Genomic DNA, 23,475 nt, shown 5'->3' on the forward strand with positions numbered 1-23,475 from the left:
CCGGACGGTAGGATCGACCGGTGCCCGTGAATCCCGAGTTGCAAGGTCGTGCCTTCCCGCCGACCGCCCCGTACCTCGTCGGCCGCGAGAAGGTGCGCGAGTTCGCCCGCGCGGTGTTCGCGACCGACCCGCAGCACGACGATCCCGAGGTCGCGCGTTCGCTCGGCTACGCCGACGTCGTCGCGCCGCCGACCTTCGCGATGGTGATCCAGGACGCCACGCTGCAGCAGCTGCTGAGCGAGCCGGACTCCGGCATCGTGCTCGAACGCGTCGTGCACGCCGAGCAGCGCTTCCGCTACACGCGGCCCATCGTCGCCGGCGACGAGCTGACGGGACGCCTGACGGTCACCGGCATCCGCGCCTTCGGGAAGGGTGCGATGGTGACGAGTGAGGCCGAGATCACGGATGCCGCCGGTGACCACGTCGTCACCGCGACCTCCGTCCTGCTGGTGGGAGGCGACGAATGACCGCCATGGGCCCGAACCTCGAGGTCGGCGCGGTCGTCGCCGAGCGCACCGTGCACCTGACCCGCGCCGCGCTCGTGCGGTACGCGGGCGCCTCGGGGGACTTCAACCCGATCCACTACAACGACGCCGTCGCCGAGCGCGTGGGGCTGCCGGGCGTCCTCGCCCACGGCATGCTCACGATGGGCCTCGCCGTCGAGACGATCGTGTCGTGGCTGGGGGACTCGGGCCGCATCCTCGACTACGGCGTCCGCTTCACGCGCCCCGTCGTCGTCGACACCGATGCGGGGGCCGACGTCTCCGTCGTCGCCAAGGTCGGCGCGATCGAGGACGACGCGGTGCGCATCGACCTGACCGTCTCGCACGACGGCACGACCGTTCTCGGCAAGGCGCAGGTGCGCGTGCGCGCGGCATCCTGATGCCCGAGATCGCCCCCGTCCCGCTGACGCAGCTCACGACGCTCCGCGTCGGGGGGATGCCGCGCCGCATGGTCGAGGTCACCACGACCGACGAGCTCGTCGCCGCCCTCCGAGACGTGTGGGACGACGGCGACCGCTGGCTCGTCGTCGGCGGCGGATCGAACCTGCTGTTCGGCGACGACGAGTTCGACGGCACCGCCGTCCTCGTGCGGACGAGCGGCATCGAGCGCCTGCCGTCGCCGCACCCCGGCCGCGTGCGGCTGAAGGTGCAGGCCGGTCACAACTGGGACGACCTCGTCGCGCAGACCGTGGCCGCAGGACTCAGCGGCATCGAAGCCATGTCGGGGATCCCCGGCACCACCGGCGCCGCCCCCATCCAGAACGTCGGCGCCTACGGCCAGGAGATCGTCGAGACGCTCGTCGAGGTCGAGCTCATCGACGAGGCGACCGGCGAGGTGTCGGTGGTCCCGGCATCCGATCTGGGACTCGGGCTCCGCACCTCGGTGCTGAAGAAGCACTACGGGTCGGTCCCCGAGCGCTCCGCCGTCATCCTCTCGGTCACGCTGGAGCTCACGCAGGTCGGTCACGGCGACGTCCCCGTGCGGGGTGCGCAGCTGCGGTCGGCGCTGGGCCTCGAACCGGATGCCGCGGTCTCGCTCGCGTGGATCCGCGAGACGGTGCTCGACATCCGCTCCCGCAAGGGCATGGTGCTCGACGAGGACGACCACGACACGTGGAGTGCGGGGTCGTTCTTCCAGAACCCGATCGTCTCGGCGCAGTTCGCCGCGACGCTGCCGCCCGAGGCGCCGCGCTGGTCGATGGCGCCCGAGCCCGAGGCCGACCGGGTGATCCCGCTCGACCGGTTCGACGGGTTCATCCCGCCGCGGGCGGACGGACCTGCGCCGGTGAAGATCAGCGCCGCGTGGCTCATCGAGCAGGCGGGGATGCGCAAGGGCTTCCGCCTGCCGGGCTCGCGCGCGTCGCTGTCGACGAAGCATGCGCTCGCCCTCACGAACCGCGGACGCGCCACCGCAGAGGAGGTCGCCGCGCTGGCGCGACTCATCCAGCAGCGCGTGCAGTCCGAGTTCGGGGTGCTGCTGCAGCCCGAGCCGGTGCTCTTCGACGTCGAGCTCTGACTCGGAGCTTCGACCGAAGTCCCGATCCGGCCGGGAACGGCGGGCCCATTCCCGGCTGGAGTGGGACCTCGGAGATCGCCGCCCGGAGGGCGCGCGTCAGCCGAAGAGGCGCTGCAGGCGCTGGACGCCCTCGAGCAGCTGCTCCTCGCCGAGCGCGTACGACAGACGCAGGTAACCGGACGGGCCGAAGGCCTCGCCCGGGACGACGGCGACCTCGGCGCGCTCGAGGATGTAGTCGGCCAGCTCGAGCGACGTGTCGATGCGCACACCGTCCCACTCGCGCCGCAGCAGTCCCGTGACATCCGGGTAGACGTAGAACGCGCCGAGCGGGTTCGGGACCGTGACGCCGGGGATCTTCGCGAGCTCCGAGACGATCAGTCCGCGACGGCGGTCGAAGGCCTGGCGCATCTTCTCGGCCTCGTCCTGCGGGCCGGTGAGGGCGGCGAGGGCCGCGCGCTGCGCGATGTTGTTGACGTTCGAGCTGAGGTGCGACTGCAGGTTGCCGGCGACCTTGATGGCGTCGGCGGGCCCGACCATCCAGCCCACACGCCAGCCGGTCATGGCGTAGGTCTTCGCGACGCCGTTGACGAGGATCGTCTGGCCGGCGAGCTCGGGCACGGCCTCGACGATCGACACCGCGCGAGCGCCTTCGTAGACGAGGTTCTGGTAGATCTCGTCGCTGATGACCCAGATGCCGTGGGCGAGGGCCCACTCGCCGATCGCCTTCGTCTCGTCGGCGGTGTAGACGGCGCCCGTCGGGTTCGACGGCGACACGAACACGAGCGCGGTCGTCTTGTCGGTGCGGGCGGCCTCGAGCTGGTCGACGGTGACCTTGTACTCCTGGTCGGCGCCGGCGAACACCTCGACGGGAACACCGTCGGCCAGGGCGATCGCCTCGGGGTAGGTGGTCCAGTACGGCGCGGGCAGCAGGACCTCGTCGCCCGGGTTCACGACCGCCTGGAAGGCCTGGTAGACGGCCTGCTTGCCGCCGTTGGTGACGATCACCTGCGAGGGGGCGACCTCGAGGCCCGAGTCGCGCAGCGTCTTCGCGGCGATCGCCTCACGCAGCACGGGCAGGCCGGCCGCGGGGGTGTACCGGAAGTTGGCGGGGTCGCGCAGCGCCTCGGCCGCGGCATCCACCACGAACTGCGGGGTCGCGAAGTCGGGCTCGCCGGCCGCGTACGAGACCACCGGACGACCGGCGGCCTGCAGGGCCTTGGCCTTGGCGTCGACTTTCAGGGTCGCGGACTCGGCGATGGCGGAGAGTTTGCGGGAGACGGGAGCGCGTTCGGTCACCCTCCGAGCGTACCGTCGGGCGTCGCGCGGGCGAGGGGTGTGTCGGGGGTCAGCGCGTGGGACGCGTGAGGATCTCGTTGCCCGATTCGAGGATCGCCACCGTGTGCTCGGTGTGCGCGGTGCGGCATCCGGTCGCGCTGCGCAGCGTCCAGCCGTCCTCGTCGACCTTCAGCTCGTCGGTGTCGACCATGACCCACGGCTCGATCGCGAGCATGAGTCCGGGGCGCAGGCGGTACCCGCGGCCGGCACGGCCGATGTTCGAGACGTGCGGGTCCTGGTGCATCGTCGTGCCGATGCCGTGCCCGCCGAACTCGGTGTTCACGGGATAGCCGGCCCCGGTCAGCACGTCGCCGATCGCGGCGGAGATGTCACCGATGCGCGCGCCCGGCTGGGCGGCTTCGATGCCGGCGGCGAGGGCCTCCTCGGTCGCACGGATGAGGGCGTCGTTCTCGGCGTGCGGCGCGCCGCCCACGGTGAAGCTGATCGCGGCGTCGGCGGCGACCCCGCCCGTCTTGATCGCGAGGTCGAGCGTCAGGAGGTCGCCCGCGGCGACACGCTGGTCCCGCGGACGGCCGTGCAGCACGGCGTCGTTGACGGCGGTGCAGATGTAGTGGCCGAAGGGTCCGCGGCCGAAGGACGGCGCGTAGTCGACGTAGCAGGACTCGGCGTCGGCGCCGAGGATCATGTCCTTCGCCCACGCGTCGATCTCGAGCAGGTTCGTGCCCGGCTTCACGCGCTCCTTGATGCCGTGCAGGATGTCGCCGACGAGCCCGCCCGTCGTGCGGGCGCGGTCGATCTGGTCGGGGGTGAGGATCTCGATCACGAGGCAGTCCGTTCCGGTCGTCAGGCGCGACCTCTCATCCTACGCCCGCCCGGATGGTTCCCAGCCCGGCTCCACTACGGTGGATAGGTGAGTGACCCCCAGACCCCGACCGAGCCCGCAGACACCCCCGCCCTCCCCGGCTTCGACGAGCTGGGCCTCACCGGTCCCGTCCTCGCCGCCATCAAAGACCTCGGCTACGAGACGCCCTCCGCGATCCAGGCCGCGACCATCCCCGTCCTCCTCGGCGGCCGCGACGTCGTCGGCATGGCCCAGACCGGCACCGGCAAGACCGCCGCGTTCGCGCTGCCGATCATGGAGAACCTCGACCTGACGCAGAAGACGCCGCAGGCCCTCGTCCTGGCCCCCACCCGCGAGCTCGCGCTCCAGGTGTGCGAAGCGTTCGAGTCCTACGCCGCGCGCATGAAGGGCGTCCACGTCCTCCCCGTCTACGGCGGTCAGGGCTACGGCGTGCAGCTGTCGGCTCTCCGCCGCGGCGTGCACATCGTCGTCGGCACGCCCGGCCGCATCATGGACCACCTCGAGAAAGGCACCCTCGACCTCTCGCAGCTGAAGAACCTCGTGCTCGACGAGGCGGACGAGATGCTGAAGATGGGCTTCGCCGAGGACGTCGAGCAGATCCTCGCGCAGACCCCCGCCGAGAAGCAGGTCGCCCTGTTCTCGGCGACGATGCCGGCATCCATCCGCCGACTCGCGCAGCAGTACCTGCGCGGCCCGGAGGAGATCACGGTCAAGACCAAGACCTCCACCAACACGAACATCACGCAGCGGTACCTGATCGTGTCGTACCAGCAGAAGGTCGACGCGCTCACCCGCATCCTCGAGGTCGAGGACTTCGACGGGATGATCATCTTCGTCCGCACGAAGAACGAGACCGAGACCCTCGCCGAGAAGCTCCGCGCCCGCGGGTTCAGCGCCGCCCCCATCAACGGCGACATCCCGCAGCCGCAGCGCGAGCGCAGCATCCAGCAGCTGAAGGACGGCAAGCTCGACATCCTCGTCGCGACCGACGTCGCCGCCCGCGGCCTCGACGTGGAGCGCATCAGCCACGTCGTGAACTTCGACATCCCCACCGACACCGAGTCGTACGTGCACCGCATCGGCCGCACCGGTCGCGCCGGCCGCACCGGAGACGCGATCAGCTTCGTCACCCCGCGCGAGCGCTACCTGCTCGCCCACATCGAGCGCGCGACGCGTCAGGCGCCCACGCAGATGCAGCTGCCGACGACCGAGGACATCAACTCGACCCGTCTCGCGCGCTTCGACGACGCCATCACGGCGGCGCTCGCCGAGACCGACCGCATCAGCGGGTTCCGCGACGTCATCGCGCACTACGTCCGCAACCACGACGTGCCCGAGCAGGACGTCGCCGCGGCGCTCGCCGTCGTGGCGCAGGGCGAGACACCGCTGCTGCTCGACCCCGAGCGCGACGAACTCGCGAAGGCGGTCGCCGCCGACGCCGAGCGCGGCACGCGCAAGGACCGTCCGGCGCGTGCCGACGGCCCCCGGGAGCGTCGCGGCAAGGGCGACTTCACGACGTACCGCATCGCGGTCGGGCGCCGGCAGCGCGTCGAGCCGCGTCAGATCGTCGGCGCCCTCGCGAACGAGGGGGGCCTCGGCCGCGACGACTTCGGGGCCATCACCATCCGCCCGGACTTCTCGCTCGTCGAGCTGCCGACGTCGATGGATGCCTCCGTGCTCGAACGCCTCAAGGGCACCCGCATCTCGGGGCAGCTCATCGAGATCCGTCCCGACCGCGGCCGCCCCGGCGGGGAGCGCCCGAAGCGCTCCTTCGACGACCGGCCGAAGCGTTCGTACGGCGACCGGCCCGAGCGCAAGCCGCGTCACGGCCGCGAGTGACGGCATCCGCTCTCCCTTGCCCGTCCGGGGCGGCGTTCACGGATGCAATGGATCCGGTGCGACACGCCGCCCGTCGGGACGCGCACGCGGCGTGGCGGCTCGGATCCATTGCATCGGTTGACGCCCCCAGCGCCATGGCCGGGACGAGCGGATGCCGCTACTCGGCCGGCTCGCCCGTGATCGCCGCGCGGATCCGGTCGATCGGGATCTTCGGGGTGCGGTCGGCGGTGACGAGCCCGTTCGTCTCCTGCAGGGTGTCGGTCAGCTGCGTGTAGCAGAAGCCCGCGAGGGCCTCGCTCGCGTGCACCGCCGCCAGGAGGCCCGACAGGCGCTCGGCGAAGTCGTCGGGTGAGGTCGCCGTCGAGTAGCCCCAGGCATCCTCCGCCGCCTCGGTGTCGAACGAGACACCCCCGAACTCGGTGAGCATGATCGGGGCGTCCGACACGTCGCCGCTGATGATGAGCGTCCGGCCCGCGGGGCCGACCGTGTCGAAGAGGCGGTGAATGTCGGCATCCGTCGCGTACCGCTGCCGCATGACCTCGGGGCGCCACTCGTAGTCGTGGATCGCGACGATGTCGGTGTCGACCTGTTCCCACCCGTCGTTCGAGACGACGGGCCGGGTCGGGTCGAGCGCCTTCGTCAGCGAGACGAGCGCGCGCGCGAAGTGCTGCATGCGCGGGTCCGCGGCGATGTGCTGCACGCCCCAGCTCTCGTTGAGCGGCACCCACGTCACGATCGACGGGTGCGACACGTCGCGCCGCACCACCTCGAGCCACTCGCGGGTCGTGCGTTCGATCGCCGTCGGCGTGAAGGTGTACGTGCCGGGGGCCTCACCCCACACGAGCAGTCCGAGGCGGTCGGCGGCGAAGAGGAACCGCGGATCCTCGAACTTCTGGTGCACCCGCGCGGCGGTGAACCCGAGCGAGCGGATGAGCTCGACCTCCTCGCGCAGGGCCTGCGCCGACGGCGCCGCGAGGTGGGAGTCGGGCCAGTACCCCTGCTCGAGCACCGATCGCACGTAGTACGGGCGATCATTGAGCCAGAAGCGTCCGCGGGCGACATGGGCGGTGCGGATGCCGAGGTACGACGCCACGACGTCGTCACCGACCCGAATGGTCGCGTCCACGAGGCGCGGGTTCTCGGGCGACCACAGCAGGTCCTCGTACGCCTGACCGTTCGTGAGGGCCGCGACGGGGACGACGATCGTCGCCTCGCGCGACGTCGCCGTCGCGCTCGCGGCGCCGAGCCGCCGCCCCTCGAACGAGAGCTCCACCGAGACCTCGGTCTCGGCGGCGGGGCCCGACAGCTCGACGTCGAGCGTGACGGTCCCGGCGCGCAGGTCCGTCCACCACCGAAGGGCGCCGACGTGTGCCTCGGGCACGCTCTCGAGCCACACGGGCTGCCAGATGCCCGACGTCCGGTGGTACCAGATGACGTGCGGGTGGTCGAGCCAGTCCTGCTTGCCGCGAGGCTGCGCGATGTCGGTCGGGTCGTCCTCGACCCGCACCACGATCGTGCGGCCGGCGGCCACGGCGTCCGTGACGTCGAACGCGAACGGGGTGTGGCCGCCCTCGTGCCGGCCCACCGACCGGCCGCCGACCCAGACCTCGCAGCGGTAGTCGACGGCCCCGAAGTGCAGGATCAGTCGCCGGCCTTCCGCGTGGCCCGCGGCATCCAGGTCGGCGTCCGTGATCTCCCGCGAGTACCACATCACGCGGTGCGGACCTGTGTCGCCGACACCTGAGGCGGCCGACTCGGGCGGGAACGGGACGACGATGCGACCCGAACGGATGCCGGTGCCCTCCCAGCCGAGGTGGGCACCGGCATCCTCGTCGTCGAACGCGAACCCCCACGTCCCCGTCAGGTCGGCCCACTGCGGGCGGACGAGCTGCGGTCGGGGGTAGGAGCCGTCCTGCGTGCTCGCGCGGAAGGCGACGTCATCGTCGGTCATGCGCTCCAGCATGCCCGACGACGGGTCACTCCACGAGGAAGCGCGCGTACGCGCCGAGCGTGAGGAACGTCGGGAAGTCGGCCCCGAGGGCGACCTCGCGGAACACCTCCGCGGCGTCGTCGAACCGGTCGTGGTCGTGGCGGGGGACCTCGTCCAGCACCCGCGCGATGAGGCCCTCGACGTACTCGCGGGTGATGCGGGTGCCGTCCTCCGTCGTGCGGCCCTGGTGGATCCACTGCCAGATCTGCGACCGGCTGATCTCGGCGGTCGCGGCATCCTCCATCAGTCCGTCGATCGCGACGGCGCCGAGGCCCCGCAACCACGCCTCGATGTAGCGGATGCCGACCGACACGTTGCCGTGGACGCCCGCCGCCGTGATCGGCAGCCCGATGTGGCAGTCGATGAGCTGCGCGGGGGTCACGGCGACGTCCTCGCGCAGCCGGTCGACCTGGTTCGGCCGCTCGCCGAGCACGGCGTCGAACTCGGCCTGCGCCACCGGGATCAGGTCGGGGTGCGCGACCCACGTGCCGTCGAACCCGTCGCCCGCCTCCCGCCGCTTGTCGGCCGCGACCTTCTCGAACGCGGTGCGCGTCGCGCCCTCGTCGCGGCGGTTCGGGATGAAGGCGCTCATGCCGCCGATCGCGAACGCGCCCCGCTTGTGGCAGGTCTGCACGAGCAGCTCGGTGTAGGCGCGCATGAAGGGGACCGTCATCGTCACCTGGCTGCGGTCGGGCAGGACGAAGCGCGCGCCGCGCCCCCGGTAGTTCTTGATCATCGAGAAGATGTAGTCCCACCGCCCGGCGTTCAGGCCCGCGGCGTGGTCGCGCAGTTCGAACAGGATCTCCTCCATCTCGAACGCCGCCGGGAGCGTCTCGATCAGCACCGTCGCCCGGATCGTCCCGTGCGGGATCCCGAGGAACCGCTCGCTGAAGGTGAAGACGTCGTCCCACAGCTTCGCCTCTTCGGCCGACTCGATCTTCGGCAGGTAGAAGTAGGGGCCGCGACCGTCGGCGATCAGGCGCTCGGCGTTGTGGAAGAAGTAGAGACCGAAGTCGACGAGCGAACCGGATGCCGCGAGGGTCCGTCCGTGCCGGTCGCTGATGTCGATGTGCTTCTCCATCAGATGCCAGCCGCGCGGGCGCATGACGATCGTCGGCGTCCGCTCGGCGGTGACCTCGTAGACCTTGCCCTCGGGGCTCGTGTACCGCAGCTCGCCGCGGATCGCGTCGCGCAGCGACAGCTGCCCCTCGATGACGTTGCGCCAGGTCGGGCTCGTGGCGTCCTCCTGGTCGGCGAGCCAGACGCGCGCACCGGAGTTCAGCGCGTTGATCGTCATCTTGGGGTCGGTGGGGCCGGTGATCTCGACGCGGCGGTCCTCGAGGCCGGGTCCGGCGCCGGCCACCCGCCAGTCCGGGTCCTCGCGGATGTGCGCCGTGTCGGAGCGGAACGTCGGGTCCTGACCGTTGCCGATCTCGAAGCGCCGCCGCATCCGGTCGGCGAGGCGGTCGTGGCGTCGCCCGCCGAAGCGCTCGTGCAGCTGCGCGACGAAATCGAGCGCACCGGGCGTGAGGATCTCGTCGTAGCGCTCGCGCAGCGGTCCGCGGATCGTCAGCGTCGTGGTCGTGGTCGTGGTCGTCGGGGGAGGGGTGTCGATGAGGGTCATGTCGTACTCCTGAGAAAAGGGGATGCCGGGGCATCCGGTCAGTGGAACTGCGCCGTCTCGGTCGATCCGACCAGGGCGAGGGTGGCGCTGTCGGGGTTGAGCGCCGTGGACACGAGGTCGAAGTAGCCGGTTCCGGCTTCCCGCTGGTGCTTGGTGGCGGTGTAGCCGTCCTTCTCGGCGGCGAACTCCGCCTCCTGCAGGGCCACGTAGGCGGTCATGCCGCTCTCGGCGTAGCCCTTCGCGAGGTCGAACATCGAGTGGTTGAGGGCGTGGAAGCCCGCGAGGGTGATGAACTGGAACGCGTAGCCCAGCTCGCCGAGGTCGCGCTGGAAGGTCGCGATCTGCGCGTCGTCGAGGTGGCGCTTCCAGTTGAAGCTCGGCGAGCAGTTGTAGGCGAGCAGCTTGCCCGGGAAGCGCGCGTGGATCGCCTCGGCGAAGGCGCGGGCCAGCTCGATGTCGGGCTCGCCGGTCTCGACCCACAGGAGGTCCGCGTACGGCGCGAAGGCGAGGCCGCGGCTGATGACGGCCTCGAGCCCCGGCCGGACCCGGTAGAGCCCCTCGCTCGTGCGCTCGCCGGTCGTGAACTCCTGGTCGCGCGGGTCGACGTCGCTCGTGAGCAGGTCGGCGGCGAGGGCGTCGGTGCGGGCGATGATGACGGTCGGCACGCCCGCGACGTCGGCGGCGAGGCGTGCGGCATTGAGCGTGCGGATGTGCTGCTGCGTCGGCACGAGCACCTTGCCGCCGAGGTGGCCGCACTTCTTCTCACTCGCCAGTTGGTCCTCCCAGTGGATGCCGGCGGCCCCCGCCTGGATCATCGACAGCGCCAGCTCGTAGGCGTTGAGGGGTCCGCCGAAACCGGCTTCGGCGTCGGCGACGATGGGCGCCAGCCAGTCGCGCGTGGCGCCGCCCTCGGCGTGCTCGATCTGGTCCTGGCGCGCGAGCGCGTTGTTGATGCGGCGCACCACCGACGGCACCGAGTTGGCCGGGTAGAGGCTCTGGTCGGGGTAGGTCTGGCCGGCCAGGTTGCCGTCGGCGGCGACCTGCCAGCCCGAGAGGTAGATCGCCTTGAGCCCGGCGCGCACCTGCTGCACGGCCTGGCCGCCGGTGTAGGCGCCGAGGGCGTTCACGTAGTCCTCCGTGTGCAGCAGGTTCCAGAGGTTCTCGGCACCGCGCCGGGCGAGGGTCGCCTCTTCTCGGACCGAGCCGCGCAGGCGGACGACGTCCTCGGCGGAGTACGTGCGTTCGATGCCGTCCCAGCGCGGGTCGGCATCCCACTCGGCCTGCAGCTCGGCCGCGGTCTGGGTCTGGTCGCCGGCGCGCATCGGCCGGGCCGAGGGGGTGGTGGGGAAGGTCATGGCGTCCTCCTGAGGGGTCGGGAGCGGGTCGTGACACCACTGTGCGAGAAGAAGCGCGCCCCCGGTCGAGGTTTCCGAGGTGAAGATTGCGCGTTCTTCTGCTCTCGTGACACACTCCCGGACATGACGATCGATGAAGATCGGGCGGATGCGGCATCCGCCCCTGTCTCGACCGCGGCCGACGCGCTCAGCATCGGCCGCCGGATCCGCCAGGTGCGCACCGCTCGCGGCATGACGCTCGACGAGCTCGCCGCCGCCGTCTCGCGGGCACCGAGCCAGCTCTCGATGATCGAGACGGGCAAGCGCGAGCCGAAACTCTCGCTGCTGCAGACGATCGCCCGCGCGCTCGGCACGACGATCGACGCGCTCCTCGCCGCCGAGCCGCTCGACGAGCGCGCGAGTCTCGAGATCGCGGTCGAACGCGCGATGAAGGGGCCGACGTTTCAGGCCCTCGGCATCCCGCCGTTCCGCATCGGCAAGTCGGTCCCCGACGGCGTGCTCGAGACGCTGCTCGCCCTGCACGGCGAGATCGAGCGGCTGAACGACGAGCGCTCGGCGACCCCCGAAGAGGCGCGGCGCGCGAACGTCGAGCTGCGGCACCTGATGCGACGGCAGGACAACTACTTCGGCGAGCTCGAGGCGCAGGCCGAGCGCATCCTCGCGGCCGTCGACCACCCCGGCGGGCCGCTCACCCAGCGCACCGCGTCCGAGATCGCGGCGCACCTCGGGTACTCGCTGCACTACGTGTCGGACCTGCCGGCATCCACCCGATCGGTCGCCGACAACCGCACCGGCCGGCTCTACCTCTCGAGCAGCATCCCGGGGCGCGGGGATTCGCGCACGCCCGTGCTGCAGGCGCTCGCCGGTCGGATCCTCGGGCACGCCGAGCCGCGGTCGTACGCCGAGTTCCTGCGGCAGCGGGTCGAGACGAACTACCTCGTCGGCGCACTCATGGTGCCCGAGTCGCACGCCGCGGCGTTCCTGCAGGACGCCAAATCGCGCCGCGCGATCTCGATCGAGGACCTCCGCGACGCGTACTCCGTCTCGTACGAGACCGCCGCGCACCGCTTCACCAACCTCGCGACGCGGCACCTCGGCATCTCGGTGCACTTCCTGAAGGTGCATGAGTCAGGGACGATCACGAAGGCGTACGAGAACGACGACGTGAACTTCCCCGCCGACCGGTTCGGGTCGATCGAGGGGCAGCTGTGCTGCCGGCGGTGGACGAGCCGGGTGGTCTTCGACATCCCCGACAAGTTCAACCCGTACTACCAGTACACCGACACCGGCAACGGCACCTACTGGTGCACCGCGAGGGTGGAACCCTCGAGCGACGGCGCCCACTCGGTGAGCGTCGGGGTGCGCTTCGATGACACGAAGTGGTTCATCGGCCGCGAGACCCCGAACCGCGGGGTGTCGCGCCACGGCGTCGAGGTCTGCTGCCGACGTCCGCCCGCCGAACTCGAACGCACGTGGCGCGACCAGGCCTGGCCGAACGTCCGGACGCCGCGCACCCTGCTCGCGACCCTCCCCACCGGGGCCTTCCCGGGCGTCGACACGACCGACCTGTACGAGTTCCTCGAGGCGCACGCGCCGGAGTGAGGCCGCCGCCGGGCCGAACGGCGGAGATTCTCGCGACGCGCCGTGGTGCGGCATCCGTTCCGCGGCGTGTCGGACGGGATCTCCGCCGTTCGGCTCGGGTTCAGCCGTGATCGAGGTGGATGCCGGCGGCCACCAGACCGTCGATGGCGGCGCGCACCGTGTCCCAGTCGTGCACGATCATCGCGTCCTCGAACCGCAGCGTGACGTAGCCCCAGGCGGCGGCGTTCGCGTCGCGCAGCAGATCGCGGTGCCGGGCGGGGGCGGAACCGTGGTGCTCGGCTCCGTCGGCCTCGAGAATCAGTCGATCGCCGAGGAGGAAATCGACCCGTCCGACGCCGGCGATGAGGACCTGCGCGCGCAGCGCGATTCCCGTGCCTCGGAGCCGCCACCGCAGGAGCGACTCGAGGCCGCTCTCCGAGTCCGCACCGGCGGCCTCCAGCGCCTCGCGGGCGCCGTCCCCGCAGGTGCGCTGCAGCCACGCGCGGCCCTCGGGCGTCAGCATCCCGAGATGCAGCGCCGACTCGACCGCCACGAAGAACTCCTCGACACCGCGGCAGAGCCAGATCTGCCGGAGGATGCGGGGAACGGATGCCGCGGCGAGCCGCCCGCGCGACGGCGCCGCATCCCAGTGGTCGACGCACCGGCATCCGTCATGGGGAAATCGGTGGCCGTCGGCCTGCAGCCAGACGTGCGTCTCACCCTCGGGGGCGAGGGTCCACAGGCCGAGGTGCCGCGCCGCGCTCACGCAGCCCAGGACGCCGCCGTGCACGGCGGCCTCCCTCACGGCCCTGCACGTTCCGCGGGCGGCATACGTCCCGCGGCGCACCCGCGCGATCGATCCGGACCGCACCGCGGCTGCGATCGCGGAGCGGCGCAGCCCCGATCGCCGGAGGTCCGCTGTCGTCATCAGCCCCGCACCGTCGTCGCACACGACGGCACCCTCTCGCGGACCCCGCCGCGGCGGTCCGCCGGCCCGGGGATCCGTGGACCCCGGGCGCGGTGCCGCACCGGTGGAGGAGTCCTTGACCGGGCAGCGGAGATGCGCCGCGACACGCCGTTCGAGCCCCGCCGTCCCCGGCGTGTCGCAGGAATCTCCGCCGTTCGGCACGGCAGCCGAGCACGGCGCGGCACGGCACGCGCGCCGGCCTCACCCGCCGAGCTGCAGCGCCGCCCACAGCTCGGCGCGCCCGGCGAACGACGAGAGGTCGACGCCGAGCACGCGTTCCGCGGCGGCGAGGCGTGTGCGGACGGTGTGGCGGTGCACGCCGAGCGCGGATGCGGCGCCGTCGTTCGACCCGTCGGCGGCCACCCACGCGCGCAGGGTCTGTTCGAGCCGGCCGCCCTGCTCGCGGTCGTGCCGGCGCAGCGGCTCGAGGAAGGCGGCGGCCACCGTCGGCGCGGTCCCCGCCGACAGCGCCGACAGGATGCCGCCGGCCTGCACCTCCGCGAATCCCACCACGCCCGCGCCCCCGGCCCGTCCGCGCGCCGCGCGGGCCTGGTCCAGCGCCTTCGCGAAGCCGGCGTAGGGCGTCGGATCCGACACCCCGAGCCGCGCGTCGAAGCGTTCGGCGAACTCGTCGAGGACCGGTGACGCGGATGCCGGGACCACGATCACGACGTCGTCGTCGACGCTCCCGAAGAACAGCCCGCCGTGGCGCTCCTCGGCGCGCAGCTCCAGCAGGTCGAGCAGCGCGTCCGCGCGGCGACCGGCGGCATCCGTCACTGCCACCACCACCGGCGCGGGCGGCAGGGCGCCCCAGACGTCACGGGAGATCTGCCGCGCGAGCGCCGGATCCCCGGTGAGGAGCGAGCGCACCATCCCCGAGCGCAGCGCCTTGCGCGCCCGCGACAGGCGCTGATGCTGCTCGAGGGCGAGCCCCGCCATCGCGATCACCGCGGTGACGACGTCGCGCCCGGCGCGGTCGAGCTCGCCGGCGGCGATCGCGAGAACGCCGCGCAGCTCGCCGCCGCGTCCGAGGGTCTGCAGCGTGAAGGCGGCGGCGTCCGAGTGCAGCGACGAGCCGGCGCGCGCGCCGCGCCGCAGCACCGCGCCGACCTCGGCGCGCAGGGTGTCCGCCGCGGTGGGCGAGAGCGCGCCGGCGGGGTGCTCTCGGACGAGTTCGCCGGCGGCGTCGTACATCCCGACCCACGTGTCGAGCTGCTTGGCGAGCTCGGCGATCGTCGCGCCGAGCCCGTCGGGGCGGAGCGCGGCGAGGGCGAGGGCGCGCTGCGCCGACAGCGCCCACGTGCGCCGTGCGTAGGCCTGCGCGGCGACGGCTTCGGCGTTGGCGCGGGCGACGGCGATGAAGGGTGTGCTGTACGGCACCTCGAACAGGGGGAGGCCCGCCGCCCGGCACGCCGCCGCGAGGTCGGGCGGGATGCCGTCGCGCACCACCTCGGTACCGAACCCGAGCGCCGCCACGCCGCGGTCCACGAGCCGCCGGACGTACGCGTCGAAGGGGTAGTCGCCGTCGGTCGGGAACTGGGTGCCGGTAGTCAGGAGGACGAGGTCCTCGGCGAGGAACGGGGTCGGATCGTCGAGGTCGGAGCTGTGCACCCACCGGGTCGGTCGGTCGAGCGCCCCCGGCCGGAAGGCGGACTCGTCGTCGGCGAGGCGCAGCGCCAGCTCGCGGCGCGCGAGCAGCGCCCGCAGAGTCGGCTCGGCCTCGCGCGTGACCATCTCGCCTCCTCCGGTGTGTACACGATGTACACCTCTGCGCTGAGGATAGACGCAACGGCGAGTGACCGCTCGCCCGCGCCCCTCTACGCTCGCCGCATGAGCACCTCGACCGCAGCCGTCACCACGCCCCTCGGCGGACCGTCCCTCCCGCAGGAGCGCCGCCTCGAGACCGCGATCCCCGGGCCCCGCTCGCAGGAGCTCCTTTCGCGCAAGGCCGAGGCCGTCGCCGCGGGCGTCGGGCACACCGTCCCGATCGCGGCCGTCGCCGCCGGCGGTGGCGTCGTGGTCGACGCCGACGGCAACTCGCTCATCGACCTCGGCTCGGGTATCGCCGTCACGACGGTGGGTGTCGCGCACCCGAAGGTCGTCGAGGCGATCGCGGCCCAGGCCGCGCAGCTGACGCACACCTGCTTCATGATCTCGCCGTACGAGTCCTACGTGGAGGTGGCCGAGAACCTCAACCGGCTCACCCCCGGCGACCACGCGAAGAAGAGCGCCCTGTTCAACTCGGGCGCCGAGGCGGTCGAGAACGCCGTCAAGATCGCCCGCAAGTTCACCGGCAAGCAGGCCGTCGTCGCCTTCGACCACGCGTACCACGGCCGCACCAACCTCACGATGGCCCTGACCGCCAAGTCGATGCCCTACAAGAGCGGCTTCGGCCCGTTCGCCTCGGAGATCTACCGCGTGCCCGGTTCGTACCCGCTCCGCGACGGACTGTCGGGGGCGGATGCCGCGGCCCGCGCGATCTCGATGATCGAGAAGCAGGTCGGTGCCGACAACCTGGCCGCCGTCATCATCGAGCCCATCCAGGGCGAGGGCGGCTTCGTCGTCCCGGCCGACGGCTTCCTGCCGGCCGTCGTCGACTGGTGCCGGGACAACGGCGTCGTCTTCATCGCCGACGAGGTGCAGTCGGGCTTCGCCCGCACCGGCGCCATGTTCGCGAGCGAGCACTTCGGCATCGTGCCGGACCTGATCACCACGGCCAAGGGCATCGCTGGGGGCATGCCCTTGGCCGCGGTCACCGGTCGCGCCGACATCATGGATGCGACGCACACCGGTGGCCTCGGCGGCACGTACGGCGGCAACCCCGTCGCGTGCGCGGCGGCGCTCGCGGCAATGGACGCCTTCGAGAACGACGGCCTCATCGAGCGCGCGCAGCAGATCGAGGCGCTCCTCACGGCGCGACTGGGCGCCATGGCGGCATCCGACCCCCGCATCGCGGAGGTCCGTGGGCTCGGCGCCATGATCGCGATCGAGTTCGTCGACCCGACCACCGGTGCGCCCGACGGCGCGCTGACGTCCGCGGTCGCGAAGGCCTGCATCGCCGAGGGCGTCATCGTGCTCACGTGCGGCACCTACGGCAACGTGATCCGCTTCCTGCCCCCGCTGTCCATCAGCGACGACCTGCTGACCGAGGGCCTCGACGTCCTCGCGCGGGCGCTGAAGACGGTCTGAGTATGGCGGGGTCCGACAACTGGTCGCAGCCGGTCTCGCCCGAGACGTCGGCGGGGCTCGGCGCGGTGACGCAGGCGCGCTCCAGCAAACTGCGCTCGCGTCATGTGACGATGATCACGCTCGGCGGGATCATCGGGGCGAGCCTGTTCGTCGGCTCCGGCAACGTGATCCGCGAGGTCGGACCCGCCGCGATCGTCTCGTACCTGATCGGCGGCCTGCTCGTCTTCTTCGCGATGCGCATGCTGGGCGAGATGGCGGCATCCCGCCCCGCGATCGGTTCCTTCATGGAGTACGCCCGCGTCGGTCTCGGCGACTGGGCGGCCTACCTCGTCGGCTGGCTGTACTGGTACTTCTGGGTCGGCGTGCTCGCCTATGAGGCCGTGCTCGGCGGCGAGACGCTCCACACGTGGCTCCCGGCGCTGCCGTCGTGGGCGTGGTCGCTCATCCTCATCGCGATCTTCGTCGGCACGAACGTCATCTCGGTGCGCACCTTCGGCGAGGTCGAGTTCTGGCTCGCAAGCATCAAGGTGCTCGCCATCGTCGTGTTCCTGGGCGCCGGCATCCTCTTCGCCCTCGGACTCTGGCCGAACGCAACGTTCGCCGTCCCGAACCTGTGGGAGCACGGCGGGTTCGCGCCGAACGGAATCGGCGTCGCCTTCACCGGCGTCGCGCTCGTGATCTTCTCCTACTTCGGCACCGAGATCGCCGTCATGGCCTCGGCCGAGTCCGTCGACCCCGCCAAGGGCATCCGGCAGGCGACGAGCACGATCATCTGGCGCATCCTGCTGTTCTTCGTGGGGTCGGTCCTCGTCATCGTCACCGTCGTCCCCTGGGACGAACTGCCCGTGCCGACCGATGTCGCGAACGCGCCCTTCACGATCGCGCTGTCGCGGTTCGGCATCCCGTTCGCCGACGTGATCATGCAGCTCGTCATCTTCACGGCTGTCATCTCGGTCCTGAACTCCGGCCTCTACTCGGCCTCGCGCATGTTCGCCGCGCTCGCCGACAAGGGGTTCGCCCCGAAGGTCGTCGCCCGCCGTTCCCGCACCGGGGTGCCGGTGTTCGCCCTGCTCGCCTCGACGATCGGCGGGCTCATCGCGACGCTCGTGAACTTCGTCGCCCCGAGCTCGGGCATCTTCGACTTCATCATGAACTCCGCGGGCCTCGTCGCCCTCTTCGTCTACGTCTTCATCGCCCTCACGCAGATGCGGCTGCGGCAGAAGATGACGCCCGACGAGGTCGCCGCGCTCAAGCTCAAGGTGTGGCTGCACCCGTGGCTCAACATCCTGCTGATCGCCGCGATCACCGCCGTCGTCGCCATCATGCTGACGTCGGAGTCCGGGCGCGCGCAGGTGTGGACGAGCCTCATCGCGACCGCCGTGCTGCTCGTGTTCTGGCCGCTCGTGCGGCGCAACCTCCGTCGCCGGCCCGACCACGCGCCGACGACCAGCTCTCTGACGAAGGAGTCGTGAATGACCGAGATCACCCGTGACGTCGTGATCGTGGGAGCCGGTGCCGCCGGCCTCACCGCCGCGAACGAGCTGCGCAAGGCCGGTCTGTCGGTCGCCGTCCTCGAGGCCCGCGAGCGCGTCGGCGGTCGCCTGTGGACCGACGTCGTCGACGGCGCGATGCTCGAGCTCGGCGGACAGTGGGTCTCGCCCGACCAGGACGCCCTCATCGAGACGGTCGCCGAACTGGGGCTCGAGACCTTCAGCCGCTACCGCGAGGGCGACAGCGTCTACGTCGGGCCCGACGGCACCGTGTCGCGTTTCACCGGCGAGATGTTCCCCGTGAGCCCCGAGACCGAGCGGACGATCGACGAGATCACCCGCCGGCTCGACGCGATGGTCGCCGAGATCGACCCCGACCGTCCCTACGCGCACCCGAAGGCCGCCGAGTGGGACACGATCACGTGGGACGCGTGGCTGCGCCAGCAGACCGACGACGACGAGGCGGTCCGCAACCTCGCCTTCGCGACCGGGTCGGCGATGCTCACCAAGCCGACGCACGCCTTCTCGCTGCTGCAGTCGCTGCTCATGGCCGCGAGCGCCGGCAGCTATTCGCACCTCGTCGACGCGGACTTCATCCTCGACAAGCGCGTCGTGGGTGGCCTGCAGCAGGTGCCGGTGCTCCTGGCGGAGCGCCTCGGCGACGACGTCTTCCTGAACCGTCCGGTGCGCACCCTGGAATGGTCGGATGCCGGGGTCACGGCGCACGCCGAGGGCCTCACCGTCCGGGCGCGCCGCGCGATCCTCGCCCTCGCGCCGGTGCTGTACCACCGGATCTCGTTCGAGCCGCCGATGCCGCGTCTGCAGCACCAGATGCACCAGCACCTGTCGATGGGGTTCGTCATCAAGGTGCACGCCGTCTACGAGACGCCGTTCTGGCGCGAGAAGGGCTTGTCGGGCACCGCCTTCAGCCCCTACGAGATCTGCCACGAGGCCTACGACAACACGAACCACGAGGACCCGCGCGGCACGCTCGTCGGCTTCGTGTCGGACCGTAACGCCGACGACATGTTCCGCCTGTCGGCCGAGGAGCGCAAGGAACGCATCCTCGAGTCGCTGTCGCACTACTACGGCCCCGAGGCGAAGGACCCGGTCGTCTACTACGAGAGCGACTGGGGCACCGAGGAGTGGACCCGCGGCGCCTACGCGGCGAGCTTCGACATGGGCGGCCTGCACCGCTACGGCGCGGATGTGCGCACGCCCGTCGGGCCCATCCACTTCGCCTGCAGCGACATCGCGGGCGCCGGCTACCAGCACGTCGACGGCGCGATCCGCATGGGCCGCCTCGCCGCCCGGAACATCCTCGCGGACGGCCGGGTATGAGCGGCCGCATCGTCGTCGGGTACACCGCGACGAAAGCCGGCCGCGACGCGGTCGCGGTCGCGGGTGGTCTGGCCGCGGCATCCGGCGCGGAACTCGACATCGTGCTCGTCCTGCCGGGGGAGGGGCGCAGCGTCATCACCCCGCCCGACGCGTCGTACGACCGCTACCTGCTCGGCCAGGCCGAGTCCTGGCTCGCCGAGGCGGCCGCCGACGTGCCGAACGGCGTGGTCCACCGCGAGCACGCCCGCTACGCCGAGTCCTTCGCCGAGGGTCTCGTCGAGGCCGCCGACGAATTCGGCGCCTCGCACCTCGTGGTGGGTGCTGCCGACGGCGGCTCGCGGGGGCGTCACCGGCTCGGCTCCACGACGAGCCAGCTGCTGCACTCCTCCGACGTTCCGGTCGTGCTCGTGCCGCGCGGTGCGCGCAAGCGGGTGACGGATGCCGGTGTTCCGCGCCTGACCGTCGCGGTCGGCACGCGTGCCGGTGCCGACGTCCTCCTCGAGGAGGCCGTCGCGCTCGCGTCGGCGACGGGGGCGTCGCTGCGCCTCATCTCGCTCGTGACGGTCGACCTGCCGGCATCCGTCGACACGGGGGTCATCCGGCTCGCGGGCGCCGCGCACGCCGAGAAGGTGCTCGACGACGTGCTCGCAGCGATCCCCGAGGGCGTCCGTGCCGACATCGTGACCGCGAAGGGCGACAGCATCGAGGATGCCGTCGCCCATCTCGACTGGCTGCCGGGCGAGATGATCCTCGTCGGCTCGAGCCGCCTCGCGCAGCCGCGGCGCCTGTTCCTGGGATCGGTCGCGGCGAAGCTGCTGAGCGAGATCCCGGTGCCGATGGTTGTCGTGCCGCGCACCCGCACCCCCGAACAGTCCCGCTGATCCGAAGGAGCTCGACGATGAGCCAGCACGCCGCAGAGAAGATCCCCGGGGCGAAAGACGCCGCGATCTCCGCCAAGGGCCTCAGCGCCGGAACGGTGGGCCTGGTCGGCGCCGTCGTGATCGGCGTCTCGACGATCGCCCCCGCCTACACGCTCACCGCCTCCCTGGGGCCCACGGTCTCGGCGGTGGGCGTGCAGGTGCCCGCCGTGATCCTCGTCGGGTTCATCCCGATGCTGCTCGTCGCCCTGGGCTACCGCGAGCTGAACCGGGTCATGCCCGACTCCGGAACGAGCTTCACCTGGGGCGTCCGCGCCTTCGGCCCGTGGATCGGGTGGATGACGGGCTGGGGCCTGATCGCGGCGACCGTCATCGTGCTGTCGAACCTCGCCGGCATCGCCGTCGAGTTCCTCTTCCTGCTGATCGCGCAGATCAGCGGCAACGAGGGCATCGCCGAGCTCGCCTTCAACCCGTTCATCAATGTCGGGGTGTGTCTGCTGTTCCTCCTGGGCGCGACGCTCGTGTCCTACCGCGACATGCAGACCACGCAGAAGTTCCAGTACGTGCTCGTCGGTTTCCAGGTCATCGTGCTGGTCCTCTTCGCCGTCGCGGCCTTCGTGAAGAGCTTCAGCGGGGACGGCATCGACCACCTCGCCTTCGACTGGTCGTGGGTCAACCCGTTCGAGGTGTCGAGCTTCAGCGCCTTCGCCGCGGGCATCTCGCTGTCGATCTTCATCTTCTGGGGCTGGGACGTCGTCCTGACGATGAACGAGGAGACGAAAGACCCCGACCGCACGCCCGGACGCGCCGCGATGGTGACCGTCGTGGTCGTGATGGCGCTCTACCTCGCCCTGTCCGTCAGCCTGATGATGTTCGCCGGCGTCGGGACCGGGGAACTCGGGCTCGGCAACGAGGACATCTCGGCGAACGTCTTCTTCGCGCTCTCGGGCCCCGTGCTCGGACCGTTGGCCTTCCTCGTCTCGCTGGCCGTGCTCTCGAGCTCGGCGGCATCCCTGCAGTCCACCGCGGTGGGACCGGCCCGGACGCTGCTGGCCATGGGGCATTACGGCGCGCTGCCGCGTCGGTTCGCCGCCGTCAGCCCGCGGTTCTTCACGCCCGGCTTCGCGACCATCGTGTCCTCCGTGGTCGCCGCGGTGTTCTACGCGGTCATGCGGCTGCTCAGCGAGAACGTCCTCACCGACACGATTCTGTCGCTCGGAATGATGATCTGCTTCTACTACGGGCTCACCGCCTTCGCGTGCGTCTGGTACTTCCGCAAGCAGTGGTTCGATTCCGTCCGGTCGTTCCTGTTCACGTTCCTCTCGCCGCTCGTCGGCGGGGTGATCCTCGCCGTCATCTTCGTCACGACCCTCGTCGACTCGATGGACCCGGCCTACGGTTCCGGCTCCGAGGTGTTCGGCGTCGGCCTCGTGTTCATCCTCGGGATGCTGATCATCGTCGTCGGGATCGTCACAATGATCTGGCAGTCCGTCCGCCGTCCGGCGTTCTTCCGCGGGCAGACGCTCGCGATGGACGCACCCCCCAGTGCGCGGAAGCTACGCGCAGAAAGCGAGAACAACCGATGACCTCCCGCGAGTCCGACCTCCTCGCCCAGATCCCGAACCAGCTCTTCATCGGGGGCCGGTGGGTGGATGCCGAGGGGCAGAAGACCCTCGACGTGTTCGACCCGTCGACGGGAGAGGTGATCCGGCGGATCGCCGACGCCTCGCCGGCCGACGGCATCCGGGCCCTCGACGCGGCCGTCGCGGCGCAGGAGGCGTGGGCGGCGACCGCGCCGCGGGAGCGGAGCGACATCCTCCGCCGCGCGTTCGACCTCGTGCAGGCCCGCAAGGAGGATCTCGCCCTCCTCATGACCCTCGAGATGGGCAAGCCCCTCGCCGAGTCCAGGGGAGAGGTGGCCTACGGCGGCGAGTTCCTGCGCTGGTTCAGCGAGGAGGCCGTGCGCATCTCGGGCCGCTACGGCATGAACCCCGAGGGCACGGGGCGCATGGTCGTCTCGCAGCGCCCCGTGGGTCCGTCCTTCTTCATCACCCCGTGGAACTTCCCGCTCGCGATGGCGACCCGCAAGATCGCCCCCGCGCTCGCCGCGGGCTGCACCGTGGTCGTGAAGCCCGCCGAGCTGACGCCGCTGACGACTCTGTTCTTCGCGCAGCTGCTCGCCGAGGCCGGCGTGCCCGAGGGCGTCGTCAACGTCATCACGACCTCGTCGTCGAGCGCGGTGTCCGGTCCGATCATCTCCGACCCTCGACTGCGCAAGCTCTCCTTCACGGGGTCCACCCCCGTCGGTCAGAAGCTCATCGCCCAGGCGGCCGAGGGCGTCCTGCGCGTCTCGATGGAGCTCGGCGGCAACGCGCCGTTCGTCGTCTTCGAGGACGCCGACCTCGACAAGGCCGTCGACGGCGCGATGCTGGCGAAGTTCCGCAACATCGGACAGGCCTGCACAGCGGCCAACCGCTTCATCGTGCACGAGTCGGTCGCGGCCGAGTTCTCGCAGCGCGTCGCCGACCGCGTGCGCGCCATGAACGTGGGCCGCGGCACCGAGGACGGCGTGCAGATCGGTCCGCTCATCGACGACCGCGCGGTCGCGAAGGCGCAGGAGCTCGTCGGCGACGCCGTCGAGCGGGGCGCCCGCATCCTGGCCGGCGGCAACGCCCTCGAAGGTCCCGGCACCTTCTACGAGCCGACGGTCGTCGAGGGCGTCGTCCCCGGCAGCGCGATCCTCCGCGAGGAGATCTTCGGGCCGGTGCTGGCGATCTCCACCTTCTCCGACGAGGACGAGGCCGTGCGCCTGGCCAACGACACCGAGTACGGGCTGGTGTCCTACGTCTTCACACAGGACCTCGCCCGCGGCCACCGCATGATCGACCGTCTCGAGACGGGCATGATGGGCCTGAACGTCGGCGTCGTGTCCAACGCCGCTGCCCCGTTCGGCGGGGTCAAGCAGTCGGGCATGGGGCGCGAAGGCGGCCTGGAAGGCATCCACGAATACCTGAACGTGAAGTACACCCTGATCCCCGCCTGAG

The 23,475-nt window shown here is 71.3% G+C and carries 18 protein-coding genes; 11 read left to right on the forward strand and 7 right to left on the reverse strand.

All coding sequences use genetic code 11. The features are described from left to right. The first annotated feature begins 20 nt into the window (after nucleotides 1-20). Genes AYL44_RS08965 through AYL44_RS08975 form a run of 3 tightly spaced genes read left to right on the forward strand, consistent with a single transcriptional unit; the run spans nucleotide 21 to nucleotide 2,019 of the window. On the forward strand, nucleotides 21-467 hold the full coding sequence (locus AYL44_RS08965; protein ID WP_064002959.1) for an FAS1-like dehydratase domain-containing protein: 447 nt from the start codon (nucleotides 21-23) through the stop codon (nucleotides 465-467). Then, nucleotides 464-883: a MaoC/PaaZ C-terminal domain-containing protein gene (locus AYL44_RS08970; protein WP_064002960.1), complete on the forward strand. Its 420-nt coding sequence runs from the start codon at nucleotides 464-466 to the stop codon at nucleotides 881-883. Before AYL44_RS08965 ends, AYL44_RS08970 begins: the two co-directional genes overlap by 4 nt. Next, nucleotides 883-2,019, forward strand: coding sequence for a UDP-N-acetylmuramate dehydrogenase (locus AYL44_RS08975; RefSeq protein WP_064002961.1), 1,137 nt, complete (start codon nucleotides 883-885; stop codon nucleotides 2,017-2,019). The genes AYL44_RS08970 and AYL44_RS08975 overlap by 1 nt, the downstream gene beginning before the upstream one ends. A 96-nt stretch (nucleotides 2,020-2,115) precedes the next feature. On the opposite strand, the gene AYL44_RS08980 is transcribed toward AYL44_RS08975, so the two are convergent. Both AYL44_RS08980 and map read right to left on the reverse strand, forming a co-directional pair. After that, nucleotides 2,116-3,315, reverse strand: a complete 1,200-nt coding sequence (locus AYL44_RS08980) for a pyridoxal phosphate-dependent aminotransferase (RefSeq protein WP_064002962.1) — start codon at nucleotides 3,313-3,315, stop codon at nucleotides 2,116-2,118. A gap of 49 nt (nucleotides 3,316-3,364) precedes the next feature. Beyond that, nucleotides 3,365-4,138: a type I methionyl aminopeptidase gene (gene map / locus AYL44_RS08985; RefSeq protein WP_064002963.1), complete on the reverse strand. Its 774-nt coding sequence runs from the start codon at nucleotides 4,136-4,138 to the stop codon at nucleotides 3,365-3,367. Between the two features lie 87 nt (nucleotides 4,139-4,225). Between map and AYL44_RS08990 the strand changes: the two genes are divergently transcribed. Then, the gene (locus AYL44_RS08990; protein ID WP_064002964.1) at nucleotides 4,226-6,016 is read left to right on the forward strand and encodes a DEAD/DEAH box helicase; all 1,791 of its coding nucleotides are present in this window, start codon (nucleotides 4,226-4,228) and stop codon (nucleotides 6,014-6,016) included. Between the two features lie 157 nt (nucleotides 6,017-6,173). Here AYL44_RS08990 and AYL44_RS08995 read toward each other — a convergent pair whose 3' ends face one another. From AYL44_RS08995 to aceA, 3 genes are read right to left on the reverse strand one after another with little or no spacing between them, the layout of a single operon-like run. Continuing rightward, entirely contained in the window at nucleotides 6,174-7,967 is a 1,794-nt protein-coding gene (locus AYL44_RS08995; protein ID WP_064003236.1) for a glycoside hydrolase family 2 protein, read from the reverse strand. A 25-nt stretch (nucleotides 7,968-7,992) separates the two neighbouring features. Further along, a complete protein-coding gene (aceB, locus tag AYL44_RS09000) occupies nucleotides 7,993-9,630 on the reverse strand; it encodes a malate synthase A (protein WP_064002965.1) in 1,638 nt (545 codons plus the stop codon). A 38-nt stretch (nucleotides 9,631-9,668) separates the two neighbouring features. Then, entirely contained in the window at nucleotides 9,669-10,985 is a 1,317-nt protein-coding gene (gene aceA / locus AYL44_RS09005) for an isocitrate lyase (RefSeq protein ID WP_064002966.1), read from the reverse strand. A gap of 123 nt (nucleotides 10,986-11,108) precedes the next feature. Here aceA and AYL44_RS09010 point away from each other — a divergent pair, with 123 nt between their 5' ends. Then, a complete protein-coding gene (locus AYL44_RS09010) occupies nucleotides 11,109-12,587 on the forward strand; it encodes a helix-turn-helix domain-containing protein (RefSeq protein WP_064002967.1) in 1,479 nt (492 codons plus the stop codon). A gap of 100 nt (nucleotides 12,588-12,687) precedes the next feature. Here the strand turns inward: AYL44_RS09010 and AYL44_RS09015 are convergent, their stop codons facing one another. Then, entirely contained in the window at nucleotides 12,688-13,494 is an 807-nt protein-coding gene (locus tag AYL44_RS09015) for a DUF559 domain-containing protein (protein WP_064003237.1), read from the reverse strand. Between the two features lie 240 nt (nucleotides 13,495-13,734). Then, nucleotides 13,735-15,267: a PucR family transcriptional regulator gene (locus tag AYL44_RS09020; RefSeq protein WP_064002968.1), complete on the reverse strand. Its 1,533-nt coding sequence runs from the start codon at nucleotides 15,265-15,267 to the stop codon at nucleotides 13,735-13,737. Nucleotides 15,268-15,363: 96 nt separating this feature from the next. Here AYL44_RS09020 and gabT point away from each other — a divergent pair, with 96 nt between their 5' ends. Genes gabT through AYL44_RS09050 form a run of 6 tightly spaced genes read left to right on the forward strand, consistent with a single transcriptional unit; the run spans nucleotide 15,364 to nucleotide 23,474 of the window. Then, complete coding sequence (gabT, locus tag AYL44_RS09025; protein WP_064002969.1) at nucleotides 15,364-16,722, forward strand: 4-aminobutyrate--2-oxoglutarate transaminase; 1,359 nt, start codon at nucleotides 15,364-15,366, stop codon at nucleotides 16,720-16,722. A gap of 2 nt (nucleotides 16,723-16,724) precedes the next feature. Then, nucleotides 16,725-18,194, forward strand: coding sequence for an amino acid permease (locus AYL44_RS09030; protein ID WP_064002970.1), 1,470 nt, complete (start codon nucleotides 16,725-16,727; stop codon nucleotides 18,192-18,194). Continuing rightward, entirely contained in the window at nucleotides 18,195-19,553 is a 1,359-nt protein-coding gene (locus AYL44_RS09035) for a flavin monoamine oxidase family protein (protein WP_064002971.1), read from the forward strand. It begins immediately after the preceding gene. Further along, complete coding sequence (locus tag AYL44_RS09040; protein WP_064002972.1) at nucleotides 19,550-20,434, forward strand: universal stress protein; 885 nt, start codon at nucleotides 19,550-19,552, stop codon at nucleotides 20,432-20,434. The genes AYL44_RS09035 and AYL44_RS09040 overlap by 4 nt, the downstream gene beginning before the upstream one ends. 17 nt (nucleotides 20,435-20,451) lie before the next feature. Then, nucleotides 20,452-22,017 (forward strand): APC family permease, encoded by a 1,566-nt coding sequence (locus AYL44_RS09045; protein WP_064002973.1) that lies wholly within the window; start codon nucleotides 20,452-20,454, stop codon nucleotides 22,015-22,017. Further along, nucleotides 22,014-23,474 (forward strand): NAD-dependent succinate-semialdehyde dehydrogenase, encoded by a 1,461-nt coding sequence (locus AYL44_RS09050; RefSeq protein ID WP_064002974.1) that lies wholly within the window; start codon nucleotides 22,014-22,016, stop codon nucleotides 23,472-23,474. Before AYL44_RS09045 ends, AYL44_RS09050 begins: the two co-directional genes overlap by 4 nt. The last annotated feature ends 1 nt before the right edge of the window (nucleotide 23,475 follow it).

The organism is Microbacterium oleivorans (assembly GCF_001644225.1).
GTDB classification, from domain to species: Bacteria; Actinomycetota; Actinomycetes; order Actinomycetales; family Microbacteriaceae; genus Microbacterium; species Microbacterium gawkjiense.

Excerpts from the sequence above, each read along its gene's own strand:
- AYL44_RS08970 (WP_064002960.1), top strand. The coding sequence starts at position 464 with ATGACCGCCATGGGCCCGAACCTCGAGGTCGGCGCGGTCGTCGCCGAG.
- AYL44_RS08975 (WP_064002961.1), top strand. The coding sequence starts at position 883 with ATGCCCGAGATCGCCCCCGTCCCGCTGACGCAGCTCACGACGCTCCGC.
- AYL44_RS08995 (WP_064003236.1), bottom strand. The coding sequence starts at position 7,967 with ATGACCGACGATGACGTCGCCTTCCGCGCGAGCACGCAGGACGGCTCC.
- aceB (WP_064002965.1), bottom strand. The coding sequence starts at position 9,630 with ATGACCCTCATCGACACCCCTCCCCCGACGACCACGACCACGACCACG.
- aceA (WP_064002966.1), bottom strand. The coding sequence starts at position 10,985 with ATGACCTTCCCCACCACCCCCTCGGCCCGGCCGATGCGCGCCGGCGAC.
- AYL44_RS09010 (WP_064002967.1), top strand. The coding sequence starts at position 11,109 with ATGACGATCGATGAAGATCGGGCGGATGCGGCATCCGCCCCTGTCTCG.
- AYL44_RS09015 (WP_064003237.1), bottom strand. The coding sequence starts at position 13,494 with ATGACGACAGCGGACCTCCGGCGATCGGGGCTGCGCCGCTCCGCGATC.
- AYL44_RS09020 (WP_064002968.1), bottom strand. The coding sequence starts at position 15,267 with ATGGTCACGCGCGAGGCCGAGCCGACTCTGCGGGCGCTGCTCGCGCGC.
- gabT (WP_064002969.1), top strand. The coding sequence starts at position 15,364 with ATGAGCACCTCGACCGCAGCCGTCACCACGCCCCTCGGCGGACCGTCC.
- AYL44_RS09030 (WP_064002970.1), top strand. The coding sequence starts at position 16,725 with ATGGCGGGGTCCGACAACTGGTCGCAGCCGGTCTCGCCCGAGACGTCG.
- AYL44_RS09035 (WP_064002971.1), top strand. The coding sequence starts at position 18,195 with ATGACCGAGATCACCCGTGACGTCGTGATCGTGGGAGCCGGTGCCGCC.
- AYL44_RS09040 (WP_064002972.1), top strand. The coding sequence starts at position 19,550 with ATGAGCGGCCGCATCGTCGTCGGGTACACCGCGACGAAAGCCGGCCGC.
- AYL44_RS09045 (WP_064002973.1), top strand. The coding sequence starts at position 20,452 with ATGAGCCAGCACGCCGCAGAGAAGATCCCCGGGGCGAAAGACGCCGCG.
- AYL44_RS09050 (WP_064002974.1), top strand. The coding sequence starts at position 22,014 with ATGACCTCCCGCGAGTCCGACCTCCTCGCCCAGATCCCGAACCAGCTC.